Source organism: Streptomyces sp. NPDC094147 (genome assembly GCF_044764265.1).
Classification (GTDB): domain Bacteria; phylum Actinomycetota; class Actinomycetes; order Streptomycetales; family Streptomycetaceae; genus Streptomyces.
Genome location: NZ_JBIWHT010000007.1, coordinates 268,221 through 285,599 on the forward strand (window position 1 = coordinate 268,221; position 17,379 = coordinate 285,599).

Here is a 17,379-nt window from a genome sequence, read left to right on the forward strand (position 1 = left end):
CATCGCTGAACGACGCAGCCGCTCCTGCCTGACAGGGGAAGGCTTGTGCTGTGCCAGAAAGGGCGCTTCGTGGCCGATTCCGGCAACCCCAACGAGAACACCCCGTCCACTGCCGTCGGCGAGAACGGCGAGGTCACCGCCTCGTACGACGCCAGCGCGATTACCGTCCTCGAAGGTCTGGACGCGGTCCGCAAGCGACCCGGCATGTACATCGGCTCGACCGGTGAGCGTGGTCTTCATCACCTCGTGTACGAGGTCGTCGACAACTCCGTCGACGAGGCTCTGGCCGGACACGCGGACACGATCGACGTCACCATCCTCGCGGACGGCGGCGTACGAGTGATCGACAACGGCCGTGGCATTCCCGTGGGCATCATTCCCTCCGAGGGGAAGCCCGCCGTCGAGGTCGTACTCACCGTCCTGCACGCGGGCGGCAAGTTCGGCGGCGGCGGTTACGCCGTCTCCGGCGGTCTGCACGGTGTCGGTGTGTCCGTCGTGAACGCACTGTCCACGAAGGTCGCGGTCGAGGTCAGGACGGAGGGCCACCGCTGGACCCAGGACTACAAGCTCGGTGTCCCGACGGCGCCCCTCGCCCGTAACGAAGCCGTCGAGGAGACCGGCACGTCGGTCACCTTCTGGGCCGACGGCGACATCTTCGAGACCACCGAGTACTCCTTCGAGACGCTGTCGCGGCGCTTCCAGGAGATGGCCTTCCTCAACAAGGGCCTGACCCTGACGCTGACCGACGAGCGCGAGTCGGCGAAGGCCGTCTCGGGCGCGGACTCCACCGATGAGGCGGAGGAGCAGCAGCCCCTCTCGGTGACGTACTTCTACGAGGGCGGCATCGTCGACTTCGTGAAGTACCTCAACTCGCGCAAGGGCGAGCTGATCCACCCGACCGTGATCGACATCGAGGCCGAGGACAAGGAGCGACTCCTCTCGGCCGAGATCGCGATGCAGTGGAACTCTCAGTACAGCGAGGGCGTTTACTCCTTTGCGAACACCATCCACACGCATGAGGGGGGTACGCATGAGGAGGGATTCCGCGCCGCGCTCACGGGCCTGGTCAACCGGTACGCCCGTGACAAGAAGCTGCTGCGCGAGAAGGACGACAACCTCTCGGGCGAGGATATCCGCGAGGGTCTGACGGCGATCATCTCCGTCAAGCTGGGCGAGCCGCAGTTCGAGGGTCAGACCAAGACCAAGCTGGGCAACACCGAGGCGAAGACGTTCGTCCAGAAGGTGGTGCACGAGCACCTCACCGACTGGTTCGACCGCAACCCCAACGAGGCCGCGGACATCATCCGCAAGTCCATCCAGGCGCAGACGGCCCGCGTCGCCGCCCGCAAGGCGCGTGACCTGACCCGCCGCAAGGGGCTGCTCGAGTCGGCGTCGCTGCCCGGCAAGCTCTCGGACTGCCAGTCCAACGACCCCACCAAGTGCGAGATCTTCATCGTCGAGGGTGACTCCGCCGGTGGTTCGGCGAAGTCCGGCCGCAACCCGATGTACCAGGCGATCCTGCCCATCCGAGGCAAGATCCTGAACGTCGAGAAGGCCCGGATCGACAAGATCCTGCAGAACACCGAGGTCCAGGCGCTGATCTCGGCGTTCGGTACCGGGGTCCACGAGGACTTCGACATCGAGAAGCTCCGCTATCACAAGATCATCTTGATGGCGGACGCCGATGTCGACGGCCAGCACATCAACACCCTGCTGCTGACCTTCCTGTTCCGCTTCATGCGGCCGCTGGTCGAGGCCGGGCACGTCTACCTGTCGCGCCCGCCGCTCTACAAGATCAAGTGGGGCCGGGACGACTTCGAGTACGCGTACTCGGACCGTGAGCGCGACGCGCTCACCGAGCTCGGCAAGCAGAACGGCAAGCGGATCCGCGAGGACTCGATCCAGCGCTTCAAGGGTCTCGGTGAGATGAACGCCGAGGAGCTGCGCGTCACCACCATGGACATCGAGCACCGGGTGCTCGGCCAGGTCACCCTGGACGACGCGGCCCAGGCCGACGACCTGTTCTCGGTGCTGATGGGCGAGGACGTGGAGGCACGCCGCTCGTTCATCCAGCGCAACGCGCGGGACGTCCGCTTCCTCGACATCTGACTCGGTCTGTCGCTGACCGCTTCGAAAGGACTTGAGAACCAGCAATGGCCGACGAGAACACTCCCGCGACCGCTGAACCCACCGAGGAAGGCCCTGTTCTGCGCATCGAGCCCGTCGGGCTCGAAACGGAGATGCAGCGTTCCTACCTCGACTACGCGATGTCCGTCATCGTCTCGCGTGCGCTGCCGGACGTACGGGACGGTCTGAAGCCCGTCCACCGCCGTGTCCTGTACGCCATGTACGACGGCGGGTACCGGCCCGAGAAGGGCTTCTACAAGTGCGCCCGCGTCGTCGGTGACGTCATGGGTACGTACCACCCGCACGGCGACTCCTCGATCTACGACGCCCTCGTGCGCCTCGCCCAGCACTGGTCGATGCGCATGCCGCTGGTGGACTCCAACGGCAACTTCGGTTCCCCGGGCAACGACCCGGCCGCCGCCATGCGGTACACCGAGTGCAAGATGATGCCGCTGTCCATGGAGATGGTCCGCGACATCGACGAGGAGACCGTCGACTTCACGGACAACTACGACGGCCGCAACCAGGAGCCGACGGTCCTGCCGGCGCGCTTCCCCAACCTCCTGGTCAACGGTTCGGCCGGTATCGCGGTCGGCATGGCGACCAACATCCCGCCGCACAACCTGCGCGAGGTCGCCGAGGGCGCCCAGTGGTACCTGGCGAACCCGGAGGCCTCGCACGAGGAGCTCCTGGACGCGCTGATCGAGCGCATCAAGGGCCCCGACTTCCCCACCGGCGCGCTGGTCGTGGGCCGCAAGGGCATCGAGGAGGCGTACCGCACCGGTCGCGGCTCCATCACGATGCGCGCGGTCGTCGCGGTCGAGGAGATCCAGAACCGCCAGTGCCTGGTGGTCACGGAACTGCCGTACCAGACCAACCCGGACAACCTGGCGCAGAAGATCGCCGACCTGGTCAAGGACGGCAAGGTCGGCGGCATCGCGGACGTCCGTGACGAGACCAGCTCCCGTACCGGCCAGCGCCTGGTGATCGTCCTCAAGCGGGACGCGGTCGCCAAGGTCGTCCTGAACAACCTGTACAAGCACACCGATCTGCAGAGCAACTTCGGCGCCAACATGCTGGCGCTGGTCGACGGCGTGCCGCGCACGCTCTCGATCGACGCGTTCATCCGCCACTGGGTGACGCACCAGATCGAGGTCATCGTCCGGCGTACGAAGTTCCGGCTGCGCAAGGCCGAGGAGCGGGCGCACATCCTGCGCGGCCTGCTCAAGGCGCTGGACGCGATCGACGAGGTCATCGCCCTGATCCGGCGCAGCCAGACGGTCGAGATCGCGCGCGAGGGCCTGATGGGCCTGCTCTCGATCGACGAGATCCAGGCCAACGCCATCCTGGAGATGCAGCTGCGCCGGCTGGCCGCCCTGGAGCGCCAGAAGATCGTCGCCGAGCACGACGAGCTCCAGGCGAAGATCAACGAGTACAACGCGATCCTCGCCTCGCCCGAGCGCCAGCGCATGATCGTGAGCGAGGAACTGGCCGCGATCGTCGACAAGTTCGGCGACGACCGGCGCTCGGCGCTGGTGCCGTTCGACGGTGACATGTCCATCGAGGACCTGATCGCCGAAGAGGACATCGTCGTCACCATCACCAATGGCGGCTACGTCAAGCGCACCAAGACCGAGGACTACCGCTCGCAGAAGCGCGGCGGCAAGGGCGTGCGGGGCACCAAGCTGAAGCAGGACGACATCGTCGACCACTTCTTCGTCTCCACCACGCACCACTGGCTGCTGTTCTTCACCAACAAGGGCCGGGTCTACCGGGCCAAGGCGTACGAGCTGCCGGACGCGGGACGTGACGCGCGCGGTCAGCACGTCGCCAACCTGCTCGCCTTCCAGCCGGACGAGAAGATCGCCCAGATCCTCGCGATCCGCGACTACGAGGCGGCGCCCTATCTGATCCTGGCCACCAAGGGCGGCCTGGTGAAGAAGACGTCGCTCAAGGACTACGACTCGCCCCGTTCGGGTGGTGTCATCGCCATCAATCTGCGGGAGACCGCGGACGGCAGCGACGACGAACTGATCGGCGCGGAGCTGGTCTCGGCCGAGGACGATCTGCTGCTCGTCAGCAAGAAGGCGCAGTCCATCCGCTTCACGGCGACGGACGACGCGCTGCGCCCGATGGGACGCGCGACCTCCGGCGTCAAGGGGATGAGTTTCCGCGAGGGCGACGAACTGCTCTCGATGAATGTCGTCCGGCCCGGTACGTTCGTCTTCACCGCAACCGATGGCGGGTACGCGAAGCGCACTCCCGTCGACGAGTACCGCGTCCAGGGCCGCGGCGGCCTCGGCATCAAGGCCGCCAAGATCGTGGAGGACCGGGGCTCGCTGGTCGGCGCGCTGGTGGTGGAGGAGAGCGACGAAATCCTCGCCATCACGCTCGGCGGCGGTGTGATTCGCACGCGAGTCAACGAGGTCAGGGAGACGGGCCGTGACACCATGGGCGTCCAACTGATCAACCTGGGCAAGCGCGATGCCGTGGTCGGTATCGCCCGTAACGCCGAGGCGGGCAGCGAGGCCGAAGAGGTCGACGGGGCCGACGACGCCGAGGGCGCTACTGCCGAGGCTGCTGCCGAGGGCGCCCAGCCCTCGGCCGGGGAGCACGAGGAGTAAAGCGTGAGTGGAGCCACGGGCGCCGGAGCGGCCGCTTCCGGAGCGAACGGTGCCCGTGGCTCTGCCGCGGACTCCCAGGGGGTAACGGTGACGGACACCCGGGGGCCACAGGGCCGCACGGAGTACGAGGGCCACGCCAACGGGCCGCTGCCCGGCGAGCGTGAGCGGCCCGCGCAGGGCCAGCAGCCCTACCACCCGCCGCAGGCGTATCCCGCGCCGCAGCGGGGCAGCCGGTCCGAGCCGGTGCGCCGGCCGCGTACCGGGGCGCGTACGACGCCCCGTACGCGCAAGGCGCGGCTGCGGGTGGCCAAGGCCGACCCGTGGTCGGTGATGAAGGTCAGCTTCCTGCTGTCCATCGCGCTCGGCATCTGCACGGTGATCGCGGCGGCGGTGCTGTGGATGGTCATGGACGCCATGGGCGTGTTCTCCACGGTCGGCGGCACGATCAGCGAGGCCACCGGCTCGAACGAGTCCAACGGCTTCGACCTCCAGTCGTTCCTGTCGCTGCCGCGGGTGCTGCTCTTCACGTCGATCATCGCGGTGATCGACGTGGTGCTCGCCACGGCGCTGGCCACGCTCGGCGCCTTCATCTACAACCTCTCGGCCGGTTTCGTGGGCGGCATCGAGCTCACGCTCGCCGAGGACGAGTAGCCGCAGTTCACAGCCGCTCGGCCATCGATTTTGGGACTGGCCGTCCCGTGCGCTAATCTTCAGAGGTCAGCGCGCGGGACATCCCGCAGAGCGCGGCGGGGCTATAGCTCAGTTGGTTAGAGCGCATCCCTGATAAGGATGAGGCCACAGGTTCAAATCCTGTTAGCCCCACAGTGACGAAGACCCCCGGGTGAATACCCGGGGGTCTTCGGCGTTTCCGGGGAGGGGTGTCAGGCCGGGGGCGGGGTGGCGGCGCGGGCCTGAGGGTCGCAGGCCCCAGGTTGCGGGATCGCTTCGCGGACCGTAGGGGCACGGTGTGCGGGGGCTTCGTCCCGTCGTGGGCGGCCGGGCAGGGAGAGGGGCGCGCGCCAGGCCCCCGGAAACACCGAAGAGCCCGGCAACTTGGGGAAGTTGCCGGGCTCGCAGCTCGGGCGGAGCGGGGTGGGTCAGGGGGTCGGGGCCTCGGCCCCGGTGGAGTCTTCGGGCTCGTCGTCGCCCGCCGGCGCCGTGTTCGTGGCGGTCGCACCGGTTCCGCCGGGCTCCTGCGGCCCCTCGGGCCCGTCGTGGACGTCGGCGCGGTGCCGGGAGGAGGGCGAGGCGCCGTGGGCCTCGGCGCGGATGCGCTGCTTCATGGTGGGCGGCAGGGCCGAGGGGGCCGGCAGGGCCCAGTGCACGGTAGGAGCAACGGAGGCGGGCGGTTCGCTCCGGTTGTGCGTCACGTCGTTCTGCGGTACGGAAGCCGCGGGGGCGGCGGCGGATGCCTGGCCGGCGAAGCCGAAGGCGGCGAAGAGGGCGACGAGCGCGCTGATGAGGGAGGTCCACCACGTCGTGAGCTTGCTGGTTGCCATGATTCCTCGCTTCTTCCGTGAGCAGTGTGTGCTTTTGGGTTGCCCGAATTGCGTTGTATCCGATGATGTGCGGGCAGTGCGGAGGAGGCGAGGAGCGACGCACCGTATCGGCGGATCTTCCGATCAACTACACACGGATGGACCATCACCGATTGATATCGATCGGTGTGTATAGTCGGGCGGCAGAGGTCCCTTACGTCAAGGAAAGACGAGGTCGCGCGGTGAAGAAGCTTCTCCTGGTCGCACTGGCCGCCATCGGCGGGCTCCTCGTGTACCGCCAGATCCAGGCGGATCGCGCCGAGCAGGATCTGTGGACGGAGGCGACCGACTCCGTGCCCGCAGGTTCGGGTGTGTGAGACCGAAGACCCAGTTGCGAAGCCCCGGCCACTGATGTGGCCGGGGCTTCGTGCTGTCCCGGGGGGTGGGAGCGGTCCCGGGCGCGAGCTAGTTCACGTAAGCGAATAATTGACTTGCGAGGGCAAAGATGGGGCGGGGCGACGTGAGGACGAGGCACAGCAGGTCCCGGACGGCGGCGCACAGGATCGGGGCGGTCGCGGCAGCGCTCGGCGCGCTGCTCGCGGCGCCGGGACCCGTACACGCGGCCGGGCAGCCGCAGCCGTACCGGTACCCCGACGGTGTGCGGGACGTGGCGGGGGCGGCGAAGAACACCGACGGGCCCCTCCTGCGGTCCGCCACCGCCTACAGGTCGGTCATCAAGCCGAACGGCAAGCTCTATTTCCAGGTCGTCCTGGACGCCGAGAGCGACGCCTATGTGTCGGCGGTCGCCGTGCCGGGACCCCCGGGCGCGAAGCTCGCCTACGGCGACTCCATCAAGGTGTCGCTCCAGGACGCCGACGGCAACGACTGCGACTCCCAGCGCCGTTCGATCGGCTCGGCGCAGTACCCGCACCCCGTCGCCGCCTACGCCTACCGAGCCCTGCGCAAAAGCCTGTCGACCTGTCAGCAGCCGGGCACGTACTACATGGTGGTCGAGCGGGAGAGCGACGCCACCTCCACGCCCGGCGACTGGGGCCTGGACCTGCGCTACTCGACCGAGCCCGCCAGGAAGACCGCCGGGCCGAGCACGGCGCCCACCGGCTGGCCCTCCGCGTCACCGGCCCCGCCGGCCGGCGCCCCGCAGCGACGCCACGGCGGCAGCGGCTTCCACGACGCGACCGCACTGTCCGAAGGACAGTGGAGGGACACGATCCAGCCGGGCGAAACCCTCTTCTTCAGCGTGCCGCTCGACTGGGGGCAGCAGCTCTTCGCCGACGCCGGCCTGGGCAGCATCGCGACCGCCAAGGACGGCTACGTCGGCAACGCGCTGTCCCTCCAGCTCTACAACCCCGGGCGCGGGCCGGTCTCCGGGGCGTCGGCGCCGTACGACGGCAAGCAGAAGGAGGCCGCGCTCGACCCGCTCGCGCCGGTCGCCTACGAGAACCGCTTCGCGCCGTCGGACGCGGTCTCGGCGATGCGCTTCAGCGGCTCCTACTACCTGGCGGTGTCGCTCAGCCCCGAGGTCGGGCAGACCTTCGGGAACACGCCGTACGACGTGAGCCTGCGGCTGAGCGTCCGGGGCGCGGCGGCATCCGGCCCGGCGTACGCGGGCCGGGCGCCCGACTTCGGGACGGCCGCCCCCTCTGCCGACGACGGCGCGATGAAACTTCTCGCGGCCGCCGGAATCGGCTCGGGCACGGTGCTGGTGGCGGGGCTCGGGGTGTGGACGCTGGTGGCCCGCAGGCGCGCGGCCGCCCCGGCGCCGCAGGGGTTCGGGCCGCCCGCCTCCTGGTAGGTGTCCTTGACCGCCGCGGCTCCCGGGCTCTCAGGTCTGCGTCAGCGCCCAGAAGCCGACCGCGAAGCACACCAGCGCCACCAGGAGCACCGGAACCGCGACCTTGACGGGCGGGCCCGGCCGCCGCGGCCTGAAATCGCCGCCCCGGACGGGAACTTGGGGCGGCGGCGCCGCATTGGGGTACGGCGCAGCGTTGGGGTAGGGAGCCGTGTACGGGGTGGTCGCCGGGGTCCTCGGGGTCGGCTCGTACTGCGGTGGCAGGTACGGGTACGCCCGAGGCGGGGCCTGGGTGGGGGGCGTGGGCGGGGTCGGCGGAAGGCTGCCGGTGCCCTGTGGCGCGTAGTCGGACGCCAACTCATCAGAGTGTGCGCCCTGTTGGGACGCATCGTGCCCTATATGGCCGTGTTCATGTGCTCCCCTCTGCCGTACGGAGACCGGCGCGTCCGGGGTCGGCTGGTCGGGGCCTTCCTCGGCGAAGCCCGGCGGCAGGGGGCCGATCTGGTCGAAGACCTCGACGGGTTCCTCGTCCGGGTCCTGCTCGGGGAGCAGCTCCACCGCCTGCGCCAGCGCCTTGCGGGCCCCCGTGGCCGTGCGGAACCGGTTCTGCGGGTTCGGCTGGAGCAGCCCGGCCAGAACCTGCCAGAGGGGCTCGGGGACGCCCTGCGGGGCTCCTGGAGTGCCGTGGGCGGCGAAGTACTCGACGAGTGCCCGCGCGTCCGGCTTGCGGCCCTCCAGGAGGTACAGCGCCACCAGGCCGACCGCGAACAGGTCGGCGGGGAAGTCCGGCTCCGCGCCCATCATCTGCTCGGGCGCGAAGTAACCCGGCGTCCCCACCACGTAGTTGGTCTCGGTGAGGCGGGGCTCGTCCTTGCGCATCGAGATGCCGAAGTCGGAGAGCCGCAGGTGCGGGCGGCCGCTTCCGGTGGCCTCCAGCAGGATGTTGGCCGGTTTGATGTCGCGGTGCACGACGCCCTCCGCGTGCACCGCGGCGAGACCGGCGAGGAGCTGGTCGAGCAGGGTGCACACGAACCGGGGCGGCAGCGGCCCGTAGTCGCCGATCAGGTGGGCCAGTGAGCCGCCGGTCACCAGGTCCATGGTGAACAGGACCTTGTCGTCGTCCGCGGCCCAGCTGGCCGGGGCCAGGACGTGCGGGTGGTCGATCCGGAGGGCCTGTTCGCGGACGAACCGCAGCAGGGTGTGGGCATCGCTCTGCTGGAGCACCTTGGCCGCCACGTAGCGGCGCCGGCGCCGGTCCCAGGCGCGCCAGACGGCCCCGGCCCCGCCCCGTCCGACCGGGTCGATCAGCTCGTACCGACCGGCGAAGACCTCACCCACCCGGCGCCCCCCTGGATCGGACCCTGTCAGCTCTGGTGCGCCTCGTAGTGCGAGACCGCCTCCGCGGTGCGCCCGGCGCCGTACACCCGGAGGAACTCTGCCAGTTCGGGGTGGGCGGGGGCGAGGGTGTCGGCGGCGTCGATGATGTCGCCCGCGGCCGCCACGGAACGCAGCAGCGACTGGATCTCGCGCACCACGCGACGCACCGTCGGGGCGCCCGAACTGGACGTCGTCTGGGCGGTGTTGGTCAGCACCGAGCCGCCCTGCGACTTCTTGATCTCCTCCATGCGGTCGGTGGCCTCGGCGGCGCTCACACTGCCGTCGGCGACCTGTCCCGCCAGATCCTGCAGGGCCTGGACGCGCTGCACCACGGCCGGATTGCCGATCTTGGCGCGCTGCCCGCTCATGAGCTGCGACAGCATGGGCGCCGAGAGCCCGAGTACAGCGGCGAGCCGGGCCTGGTTGAGCCCCAGGTCGTCTATCAGTCGGCGGAAGAGCGCACCCAGCGGCTCTCCGTACCAGCTGCGCTGAAGCTCCCTGGCTCTGGCGGTCGCTTCCTGCTGTGCTGCGTCCATTGCGCGTCTCCCCATCGCTTCCCCAGTGAGGCCGCTTCACGGGTGCGAACCTCGCCGAGCATCTTACGGAGAGTGGTCGTCCACCGGGAGTCCCAATCCTTTTGCGAGATCCCCCGCTCCACCCGGTACTCTGTTCCCGCAACACCTCATCCGGGGCCTTAGCTCAGTTGGTAGAGCGCTGCCTTTGCAAGGCAGATGTCAGGAGTTCGAATCTCCTAGGCTCCACTCCATAAACGCCCTCTGACCTGCTGAAACGCAGTTTCGGAGGGCGTTTTTTGTGCCTATCAGTGGGCACATCGGTGCCCACTGAGGTGTGGGGGCCCTTGTACCCCAAGGGGTTTGCTCGTCTTGGTCTCCCCTGTGGGATCTCCTAGATTTGAGGCTGCCGAGGAGGGGGTTCCGCGTCCGGACCGGTGGACTGCTTCCACGTCTTCGTGCCCTGGAAGGTGATCTGGCGCCGGAGCAGCAGACACCGCAGGTCTCGACAGCCGATACGTATGTACCGTTTGGGGCCCGGTATAGGCAGGCGGCGAGTTTCTTCACCGACCAGCGGGTGAACGGCAGGCCGAGCACTCTCGGGCGGGTGGTGGCTGTCTGGATGACGATGTCCTCGTCGCCACGGTCCAGCAGAGTACGGACGGCCTCCGCCCGCCGGGAGTGCCTCTGTGTCTGTCAAGGGATGGCGACAGGAGGACGGATCGTCGTTCATCGGCGAGCATGACCCTCCAGACGTGATCGGCCAGGCGCCGTTTCAGACAGCGCCGGGCTTCCCTGGGCGTCTTCCCTTCGGAGAGTCTCCGCTGGTAGTAGACGTGGCTGGGCGAGTTAGGCATGCGAATCTGGCTGATGGCGATGGTGTGGAGAACGCAGTTGAGCTGTCGGTCTCCGGACCGGGAGAGTCGGTGGCGGGACTTGTCGGCACTGGCGATCTCCACGGGGGCGGTGCCGGTGTAGTTCGAGAACGCTGCGGCGGTAGGGAAGCGGCTGGCCCGTCCGACGTGGGCGATCAGTCGTGCGGCCAGCACAGGTCCGATCCCCGGCGTGTGCATGAGCGTGCTTTTCGCAGCTGTCACGAGCGTCTCGCGGTCCGTGGCGTTGGCGACGAGCTGCTTGTCGAGCGTACGGACCTCGGCCACCAGATCGCGGGCGAGGTCCTTGCGAACCTTCTCCATGGCGCCGCCGGAACGGCGGCACACTCCCGATGAGCCAGCCAGGAACGGCGGCAGGGACCTCACGAGCCACCCGGCCCGGCGTCCTACGGAAACGCTACGAGCGGCCAACTCGACGACGTTCCGCTACCGCTATACAAGTCGGCACCTCAGGAAGCGGGCGCGGGTTGCGCCGGTGGCGCAGCTGTACGAGCGGGCGCGCGTACACCATGCCGGTCCGGCTCGGAGGTACGCCGAGCTGGAGGAGCAGATGATGACGTTCGTCGGCCAAGGTGAGGCAGAGGACTCCCCGGACCTGCTGGACTCCCTGGTCCGGGCGCTGTGGGACCTGTTCCTTGATCCGACGATGCCTGTACCCTGCCCCGCCTATGATCGGCGACTTAACAGCCGCCGCTGAGCCGAGCTGGAGCCGCGAGAGAAGTAGACGGGCCAGCAGCGGCAGGAGGTGCGTGAGGAACTGGGCCGGGGAGATGCCAGGCGCGGCTAGCGGGCAGCCTTGCCCCGGCGCTGGTCCCAGCCCGACAGAATCTGGCTGACCCTGCCGTGAGAGATGCCCAGGAGGCGCTGAATTTCCGCACCGCTGGCACCAGCCGAATGTAGTTCCCTCGCCGTGGCATCACGTGCGGTCAGTGCATCCTTGCGCGCCGCTTCCAACTGGTCGAGCAAGGCAGCGAGGAGTGCGGCGCGCTTGCGCGGGTCAGCCTCCTGCATGGCGCGCTTCAGCTCGGTCTCGGGGGTCATAGGGAAGCCATCCTACCGTTAGCACGCTTGCAATCCGAGCGTTAACGCGCTAACATTCCAGTGTCGGTGCGCAGCGGATCGACCTGGCAGGCAGGGCGGTTTCCGAGTGCTCCGACGCGACCAGGGTGGCTGGCGCCCCGTCCTCGCTCATCACGATCTCGTGGAGCGCGATGCCCTGCTGGAGGTTCCCCATGCTCTCGGCAGTCTCGGCGTACGAAACATCGGGGAAGAGGGATGAGGGCATGACCTGCCCGCGGGGCAGCGCCGATGAGGCTAATGTCGGTGGTCGCGTCTAGTCTCCCAGGCGGAGGGTGTGCGAAGGGCGACGCCCGTCGTGCCTAGGTGACCCCTCCACCCGTTTTCACCAAACTGAAGGCCAGCTGACTGGCAGAAGGAGAAGAGAGTGTCCCTGGCTCTTGAGGCTGATGATGCGAAGCCCGTCACGTCGCGGAACCTGTCGACGGTCGGAGTCAGCGGTCTGGAGGACTGGGAAAAGGCCCTCTCGCCCGCCGGTGCGGAGGTAGTCACTGGTGACGCCCGCGAGACCGGACTAAAGGAAAATTCGGTCGACATGATCGTCACCTCGCCCCCGTACTGGCAGAAGCGTGACTACGGACACAAGGATCAAATCGGCCAGGAGTCGACGCCGCAGGCGTACGTCGAGGCAATGATGGAATGCCTGGACGAGTGGAGGCGAGTACTCCGCCCGACCGGTTCGGTCTTCCTCAATGTCGGCGACACCTACTACAATCGGTCGCTCATGGGCATCCCCGGGCTGCTGGAGTTCGACGCCGTTCAGCGCGGCTGGCTGATCCGCAACCGGATCATCTGGACCAAGGACGGCGGGATGCCCGAGCCGGCCAAGAACCGCCTCGCAAACCGCCATGAATACATCATTCACCTTGCCCTGAAGCCGAACTATTACTACGACCTGGTCGGCTACAGCGAGTACATGGGCAACGGTGCTAACCCTGGCGACGTCTGGAAGATCATGCCCGAGCGGAACATGGGTACACACCTTGCCCCATACCCGCAGGAGTTGGTGCGCCGCGCTGTCATGCTTGGCTGCCCGCCCCAGGTGTGCTCTACCTGCGGCAAGCCCCGCACCCGCGTGTTTGAGCGGACCGACCAACTTGATCCGCAGCGGCCACAGGCCCGCCGTGCCATGGAGTTGGCGAAGGAGCACGGGCTGACGCCCGACCACATTCGCGCAATCCAAGCGACCGGCGTATCTGACGTCGGCAAGGCCACCAAGTTCCAGAACGGCACCGGGCGGAACACGCAGGAGGTGCAACGGCTTGCTGCCGAAGCCAAGGCGGCTCTCGGTGGCTACTTCCGCGAGTTCACCTTCGCCAAGAAGGAGACCGTGGGCTGGACCGACTGCGGCCACGGCACCCCAGCCCGTGGCGTCGTGCTTGATCCGTTCATGGGTACCGGAACCACACTGAAGACCGCGACTGCGATGGGCCAGGACGCGATCGGTGTCGACCTGGTACCGCTTGTGCCGGAGCCGGAGGTGCCGAAACAGGGAAAGGCTAAGGGGGTTACGAAGCGATCAGCTCGCTGATCTTCGTAGCCATCTCTGCCATCTCCGCCTCCAGGTCGTTGGCACCGAGATCGACCCGATACTGAGCGACAACCACTGATCCGATGCGTCCGACAACGTGGAGACCCTTCTTCGCGTCGGCTCGGCGCGGATGAATGGTCATCACAACTGGACTCCTGTAACGGATGCCGTAGAGCACGATCTGCTCGACCTCGGAGCGGTCGGCCAAGTTCTTGACGTTGGTGTATTTCACGTCGGCGACCATGGGGTGTGTGCGGTCGTCCATCCGGAACACGATGTCAGGCTCAGCGTATGGCGGCTCGCCATTTTTTGTCGGCACCTCGTGATCAGGAAGGACCTGCCGCGCGGCATCTGGCAGGTCCTCATAGAGTGGCAGTCGACCAGGATCCCGGTTGCCATCGAGGACGGCCAGGTTCGGATGGTCGGCCAACGCCGCCTGTAGGCTGACTCGGACGAACTGCTCAAAGAGGTCCTCAGTCTTCACGAGCAGCGTTGGCATGGTGAGGTCGCCGGTACGAGCGTCGAGACTTATGCCGCGGCGATTGAGGATTGCCACGGCAAGATCGAGCGCGGATCGGTAGTACGACCGCGTCTCGGGAATGGGAGCCTCAGCACGCACCTGCGGGTCATTGAGGCTGATTGGGTGGCTCTCCAGGGTCACATGTTCGAGAATTCGCAGTGCCTCCCCGAGCCGCGCTACGCGTCCTCGCACGCCCTTGTGGCGCGGCGCGTTCATGTAACGGCTGTGCAGGAATGAAACGGCGCTCTTCAGGCAGCGATTGGGCGGGTTATCGATGGTCCGCTCGAACCAGGAGTACTGCGCCCGATGGTTCATACCGCGCGCTGCGAACCGGAGCATCGTGGCCGTGGTGCCGATGCGGCCATGGGGGTAGGACCCGTCCTCGGTGCGGCGGTGGTAGGTGCGAAGGAATCCGTTAAGGGCGATGGTGTCCAACGCGGAGAGTAGCCCGTCCGCCATCACATCGAGAAGCCAGTCATTCCACTGGTCGGTCGGCTTGTACTCGCGCAGCGCCGGCAGCACCGCTGGTGCGAAGCCGGCCACGGTTACCATGTGTGTAAGACTTCGGACCGGGAACCGCGGGCGTACCTGAATCGCGATTCGGTTGGTGAGCGGCATCAGGCCGGTAATGCCCTTAGCGGCGAGACGCAGTTCGCCGTCCTTGAAGTCGACTCGCACGTAGTGGTTCAGTACTCCAGGTGCTAGAGCAAGGCGCCCGTCTTGCCCGAGAATATCCTCCTGGGCAACATTAATAATCCCATACTCCGAGCATGGGATGACGGTCCGGTTCGGCTCGGTAAGTCGATCAGGCGGGAGGACCGTCATGTTGCATCAGTCCCCGGTCCGCCTTCCTCGGCAGTCGGCGGCTGGTTGTCGTCGTCAGATGTCTCGAAGATCGCTGACCAGCCGTTGACCATTGCAGTGCGGGTCTCTGGGTCGTACTTGAACGCGCGGTCAACGTGGTATTTCAGCTGGTAGTCCCAGACTTCTTGGAGGGTCTCTGAGTCGACTGCGTCAGCGAAATACGCGTGCCCAAGGGCAGCCGCTGGCGTCTGTGCTGCACGGGCATTGATCTTGCTGAACCAGCCGAGTAGGCGCCGTTGGATGTTGTCATCGAGGAAGCCGTTGCTGTCGAGAATGTGCTCCAGTAGATCTCGACTGGGGGGCATATCGACCTTCGCAAACCGTCGTTCGAACGCCGCGTCCACGTCGTCAACGCCACGATCAAGTGGGTTCATCGTGGCGATCAAATACACGTTCAGCGGGATCGAGACGGTCTCTCCGGACGGCAGGTTGAACCGCTGGCCACGCTTGGACCGCTCGATGTAGGTGAGTGCCTCACCGAATACACGACCGACGTCGGCACGACTCAATTCATCCACGACGATCACATAGTTCGCATCGGAATTCTGTTGCGCTTCTCGCACCAGGCGGAGGAATACCCCGTCGCGAGGCTCGAACCCGCTGCCGTCCTTCTTGGGGCGATAGCCCTCCATGAAATCCTCGAACTGGTACGACGCATGAAACTGGATATCGGCACGGCGGGCGCTATCGCCGCCCGTGATCTTGTCCGCGACCTGACCCGCCAACCACGATTTGCTGGTACCGGGGGGACCGCTCAGAATCACGCCCCCGAAACGCCGTAGAAGCCTGAGGATCGTTTCAAGCCGAGGATCGTCGGACTGGAGCAGCGGGGCGTCCGGGGCGCTGGACCCATGCGACGCCTGAGCGCGCGCGACGTACCCGATGTCCAGGTCGTCGGCGTTCAACTCCCGGATGCCCTTGATCAGGGTCACGTCAGTCATCGAGTGCACCATCCTGCTGGGATTCATTTCCGGTCGCCTGGTTGAACGGTTCGAACCAGGTGCCGGTGAACTGAATCGACTGCTCGTCGAAGAGTAGGTCGAAGTCAGTTCCCTGCTCGAAGCCGAATTCCCTCTTTAAGGCAGTGATCAGCTCGTCGTGACCGCCCTCGCCCTCAAAGACAAACCCATAGTTGCGCAGGAAGTAGGCCGCCAGAGCCCAGGCAGGAACTTTCGCCCCCTTCAGTAGCCTCGTAAGAGCCTGCCGGGCGTGATCGGTCGGAAGCTCGTAGCCCTCGCCGCTCGCATTGAGCATGAAGTTCGAGGTTGCCCTCATGGACTTCGGGGCGTAGCTTCCGGCAAGGTTTCGGTTGTACCAGTAACCTGCCTCGTCCTTGCGGTTGACCGAGCTGAATGGCCGGTAGTGCGGCTTGGTGGGCGGCCCACCAGGCATCTTCAGTAGGTCGCTGACTTCTTTCCAGTCAGGATTGATGTTCGTCGGAGAGTCGGCGGCAACGGCCAACTTGCGTAGCTGAAGGTAGGCTGGGAAGTGCTCGTGGATGCGCTGAGCCTTCAGAGCTTTGATCCCAGCGACGACTGCCGCCTTGGTGAGCACGTGCAGGTTCTGAGTGTCCTCCACGACCCCCATCGACTCCTCCGGCAGCGCGCCGCTGCTCTGCTCTGGTCCTTCTCCTGTCTCACTCACGGGAGCCAACGTACCTAAAGGTCTTCCAGGCGGTCACCTGGTTGGGAAGCCTAGATCAATGAGTCGAAGGGTTGCCTGCGGACAGGACGTGAGGGCATCCACCGCCAGCACTGCCGACTCGGCCTCCCACATGCGCCGAGGCGTCGGCACACCTCGCGACCCACCAGTCCCGTGATCAGCAACTTCCAGATATTGGATCTTCGCTGTCGCGACCGTTAGTGCTCTGACCGGAAACGATCACCGGTGGTGCCAACTGGGCTCGCGCCGGTTGGATGTGACGACACGTCCGCTCGGCACGAGGAGGCGTTATGGCAGGGCCTGTCAGGGGGCGCAGGCATGGCACGACGCTACCGGCGGGCTGTACGGGACCCGCGGTCCTCGCCTGCGCCTACCTGGTCGTGCGCTGCGTACAGCTTGTGCTCTACGGCTACCTCGCACGGGGCGACGCGGGGCTACAACGCCAGGTCAGGGTGTCCTGGCCTCCCGTACTCGGCGGCTGCACCCTCCTGATCGCCGGTGCACTGATCGGCGGCGGCTGGCAGACCGCCCTGTACGCGGCGGCGCTCGTCGTGGACTGGGGTGGCGTCTACCTCACGGCGCGGCAGTTGGCGTATCCACAGCGCCGCCTACTGACCCTTTCGGGTTCATGTCGGGTGTGGCGTGAGGACCAGCCCGGTTTCGGTGAGGCAGCCGTCGATGAGTTCGGGGTGGTGCTGGATATGAGCGAGGCCGCGGCGGAGGGTGCGCTCGAGGTGGTCGGGATCGGTGAAGGCGGTGTTGGCCAGCGGTCCTCGCCGCAGCAGCGACCAGATCCCTTCCACGGGGTGCAGGTCCGGTGCATAGCTGGGCAGTTGGACGATGGTCAGCCAGTCGTGGTCGGCGGCGTACTGACGCATCCCGGCGCTCCGGTGGACATTCAAAT

General features: G+C 66.9%; 16 protein-coding genes, 2 tRNA genes and 2 pseudogenes. 10 read left to right on the forward strand and 10 right to left on the reverse strand.

Going from position 1 to position 17,379, the window contains the following annotated elements:
• Positions 1–45 precede the first annotated feature (45 nt).
• The 4 genes from gyrB to ACIQ8J_RS14655 all read left to right on the forward strand — a co-directional run bounded on the left by gyrB (position 46) and on the right by ACIQ8J_RS14655 (position 5,573).
• Positions 46–2,109, forward strand: a complete 2,064-nt coding sequence (gyrB, locus tag ACIQ8J_RS14640) for a DNA topoisomerase (ATP-hydrolyzing) subunit B (protein ID WP_403269449.1) — start codon at positions 46–48, stop codon at positions 2,107–2,109.
• Positions 2,110–2,153: 44 nt separating this feature from the next.
• On the forward strand, positions 2,154–4,751 hold the full coding sequence (gene gyrA, locus ACIQ8J_RS14645; RefSeq protein ID WP_403269452.1) for a DNA gyrase subunit A: 2,598 nt from the start codon (positions 2,154–2,156) through the stop codon (positions 4,749–4,751).
• A gap of 87 nt (positions 4,752–4,838) precedes the next feature.
• Positions 4,839–5,402, forward strand: coding sequence for a DUF3566 domain-containing protein (locus ACIQ8J_RS14650; protein ID WP_403269455.1), 564 nt, complete (start codon positions 4,839–4,841; stop codon positions 5,400–5,402).
• A 97-nt stretch (positions 5,403–5,499) separates the two neighbouring features.
• Positions 5,500–5,573 (forward strand) — tRNA-Ile (locus ACIQ8J_RS14655).
• Between the two features lie 275 nt (positions 5,574–5,848).
• Here the strand turns inward: ACIQ8J_RS14655 and ACIQ8J_RS14660 are convergent.
• Entirely contained in the window at positions 5,849–6,250 is a 402-nt protein-coding gene (locus tag ACIQ8J_RS14660) for a DUF6344 domain-containing protein (protein ID WP_403269458.1), read from the reverse strand.
• Positions 6,251–6,471: 221 nt separating this feature from the next.
• On the opposite strand from ACIQ8J_RS14660, the gene ACIQ8J_RS14665 reads away from it, so the two are divergent.
• Complete coding sequence (locus tag ACIQ8J_RS14665) at positions 6,472–6,606, forward strand: DLW-39 family protein (protein ID WP_003958712.1); 135 nt, start codon at positions 6,472–6,474, stop codon at positions 6,604–6,606.
• A 143-nt stretch (positions 6,607–6,749) separates the two neighbouring features.
• On the forward strand, positions 6,750–8,042 hold the full coding sequence (locus ACIQ8J_RS14670; RefSeq protein WP_403269461.1) for a hypothetical protein: 1,293 nt from the start codon (positions 6,750–6,752) through the stop codon (positions 8,040–8,042).
• A gap of 30 nt (positions 8,043–8,072) precedes the next feature.
• Here ACIQ8J_RS14670 and ACIQ8J_RS14675 read toward each other — a convergent pair whose 3' ends face one another.
• Positions 8,073–9,377 (reverse strand): serine/threonine-protein kinase, encoded by a 1,305-nt coding sequence (locus ACIQ8J_RS14675; RefSeq protein WP_403269463.1) that lies wholly within the window; start codon positions 9,375–9,377, stop codon positions 8,073–8,075.
• A gap of 26 nt (positions 9,378–9,403) precedes the next feature.
• On the reverse strand, positions 9,404–9,952 hold the full coding sequence (locus tag ACIQ8J_RS14680; protein WP_403269466.1) for a helix-turn-helix domain-containing protein: 549 nt from the start codon (positions 9,950–9,952) through the stop codon (positions 9,404–9,406).
• A gap of 152 nt (positions 9,953–10,104) precedes the next feature.
• On the opposite strand from ACIQ8J_RS14680, the gene ACIQ8J_RS14685 reads away from it, so the two are divergent.
• Positions 10,105–10,177: transfer RNA gene (locus ACIQ8J_RS14685), tRNA-Ala, on the forward strand.
• A gap of 172 nt (positions 10,178–10,349) precedes the next feature.
• Here the strand turns inward: ACIQ8J_RS14685 and ACIQ8J_RS14690 are convergent.
• Together ACIQ8J_RS14690 and ACIQ8J_RS14695 are read right to left on the reverse strand one after the other, a co-directional pair.
• Positions 10,350–10,582, reverse strand: a pseudogene (locus ACIQ8J_RS14690) (hypothetical protein); the annotation flags it as partial.
• A complete protein-coding gene (locus ACIQ8J_RS14695; protein WP_403269650.1) occupies positions 10,492–11,124 on the reverse strand; it encodes a transposase in 633 nt (210 codons plus the stop codon). The pseudogene ACIQ8J_RS14690 and the gene ACIQ8J_RS14695, both read right to left, overlap by 91 nt.
• Here ACIQ8J_RS14695 and ACIQ8J_RS14700 point away from each other — a divergent pair.
• Positions 11,123–11,518: a hypothetical protein gene (locus ACIQ8J_RS14700; protein WP_403269653.1), complete on the forward strand. Its 396-nt coding sequence runs from the start codon at positions 11,123–11,125 to the stop codon at positions 11,516–11,518. The genes ACIQ8J_RS14695 and ACIQ8J_RS14700 overlap by 2 nt on opposite strands.
• 86 nt (positions 11,519–11,604) lie before the next feature.
• Here the strand turns inward: ACIQ8J_RS14700 and ACIQ8J_RS14705 are convergent, their stop codons facing one another.
• Entirely contained in the window at positions 11,605–11,862 is a 258-nt protein-coding gene (locus ACIQ8J_RS14705; protein ID WP_403269655.1) for a hypothetical protein, read from the reverse strand.
• A gap of 403 nt (positions 11,863–12,265) precedes the next feature.
• Between ACIQ8J_RS14705 and ACIQ8J_RS14710 the strand changes: the two genes are divergently transcribed.
• Complete coding sequence (locus tag ACIQ8J_RS14710) at positions 12,266–13,429, forward strand: DNA methyltransferase (protein ID WP_403269658.1); 1,164 nt, start codon at positions 12,266–12,268, stop codon at positions 13,427–13,429.
• Here the strand turns inward: ACIQ8J_RS14710 and ACIQ8J_RS14715 are convergent.
• The 3 genes from ACIQ8J_RS14715 to ACIQ8J_RS14725 all read right to left on the reverse strand — a co-directional run bounded on the left by ACIQ8J_RS14715 (position 13,407) and on the right by ACIQ8J_RS14725 (position 16,457).
• Entirely contained in the window at positions 13,407–14,627 is a 1,221-nt protein-coding gene (locus ACIQ8J_RS14715) for a hypothetical protein (protein WP_403269661.1), read from the reverse strand. The genes ACIQ8J_RS14710 and ACIQ8J_RS14715 overlap by 23 nt on opposite strands.
• 143 nt (positions 14,628–14,770) lie before the next feature.
• Positions 14,771–15,754, reverse strand: coding sequence for an McrB family protein (locus ACIQ8J_RS14720; RefSeq protein ID WP_403269664.1), 984 nt, complete (start codon positions 15,752–15,754; stop codon positions 14,771–14,773).
• Complete coding sequence (locus tag ACIQ8J_RS14725) at positions 15,747–16,457, reverse strand: hypothetical protein (RefSeq protein ID WP_403269667.1); 711 nt, start codon at positions 16,455–16,457, stop codon at positions 15,747–15,749. Before ACIQ8J_RS14725 ends, ACIQ8J_RS14720 begins: the two co-directional genes overlap by 8 nt.
• A 308-nt stretch (positions 16,458–16,765) precedes the next feature.
• Between ACIQ8J_RS14725 and ACIQ8J_RS14730 the strand changes: the two are divergent.
• Positions 16,766–16,987, forward strand: a pseudogene (locus ACIQ8J_RS14730) (hypothetical protein); the annotation flags it as partial.
• 114 nt (positions 16,988–17,101) lie between these two features.
• Here the strand turns inward: ACIQ8J_RS14730 and ACIQ8J_RS14735 are convergent.
• Positions 17,102–17,379: transposase (locus tag ACIQ8J_RS14735; protein ID WP_403607817.1), on the reverse strand; the 278-nt coding region annotated here is incomplete at its 5' end.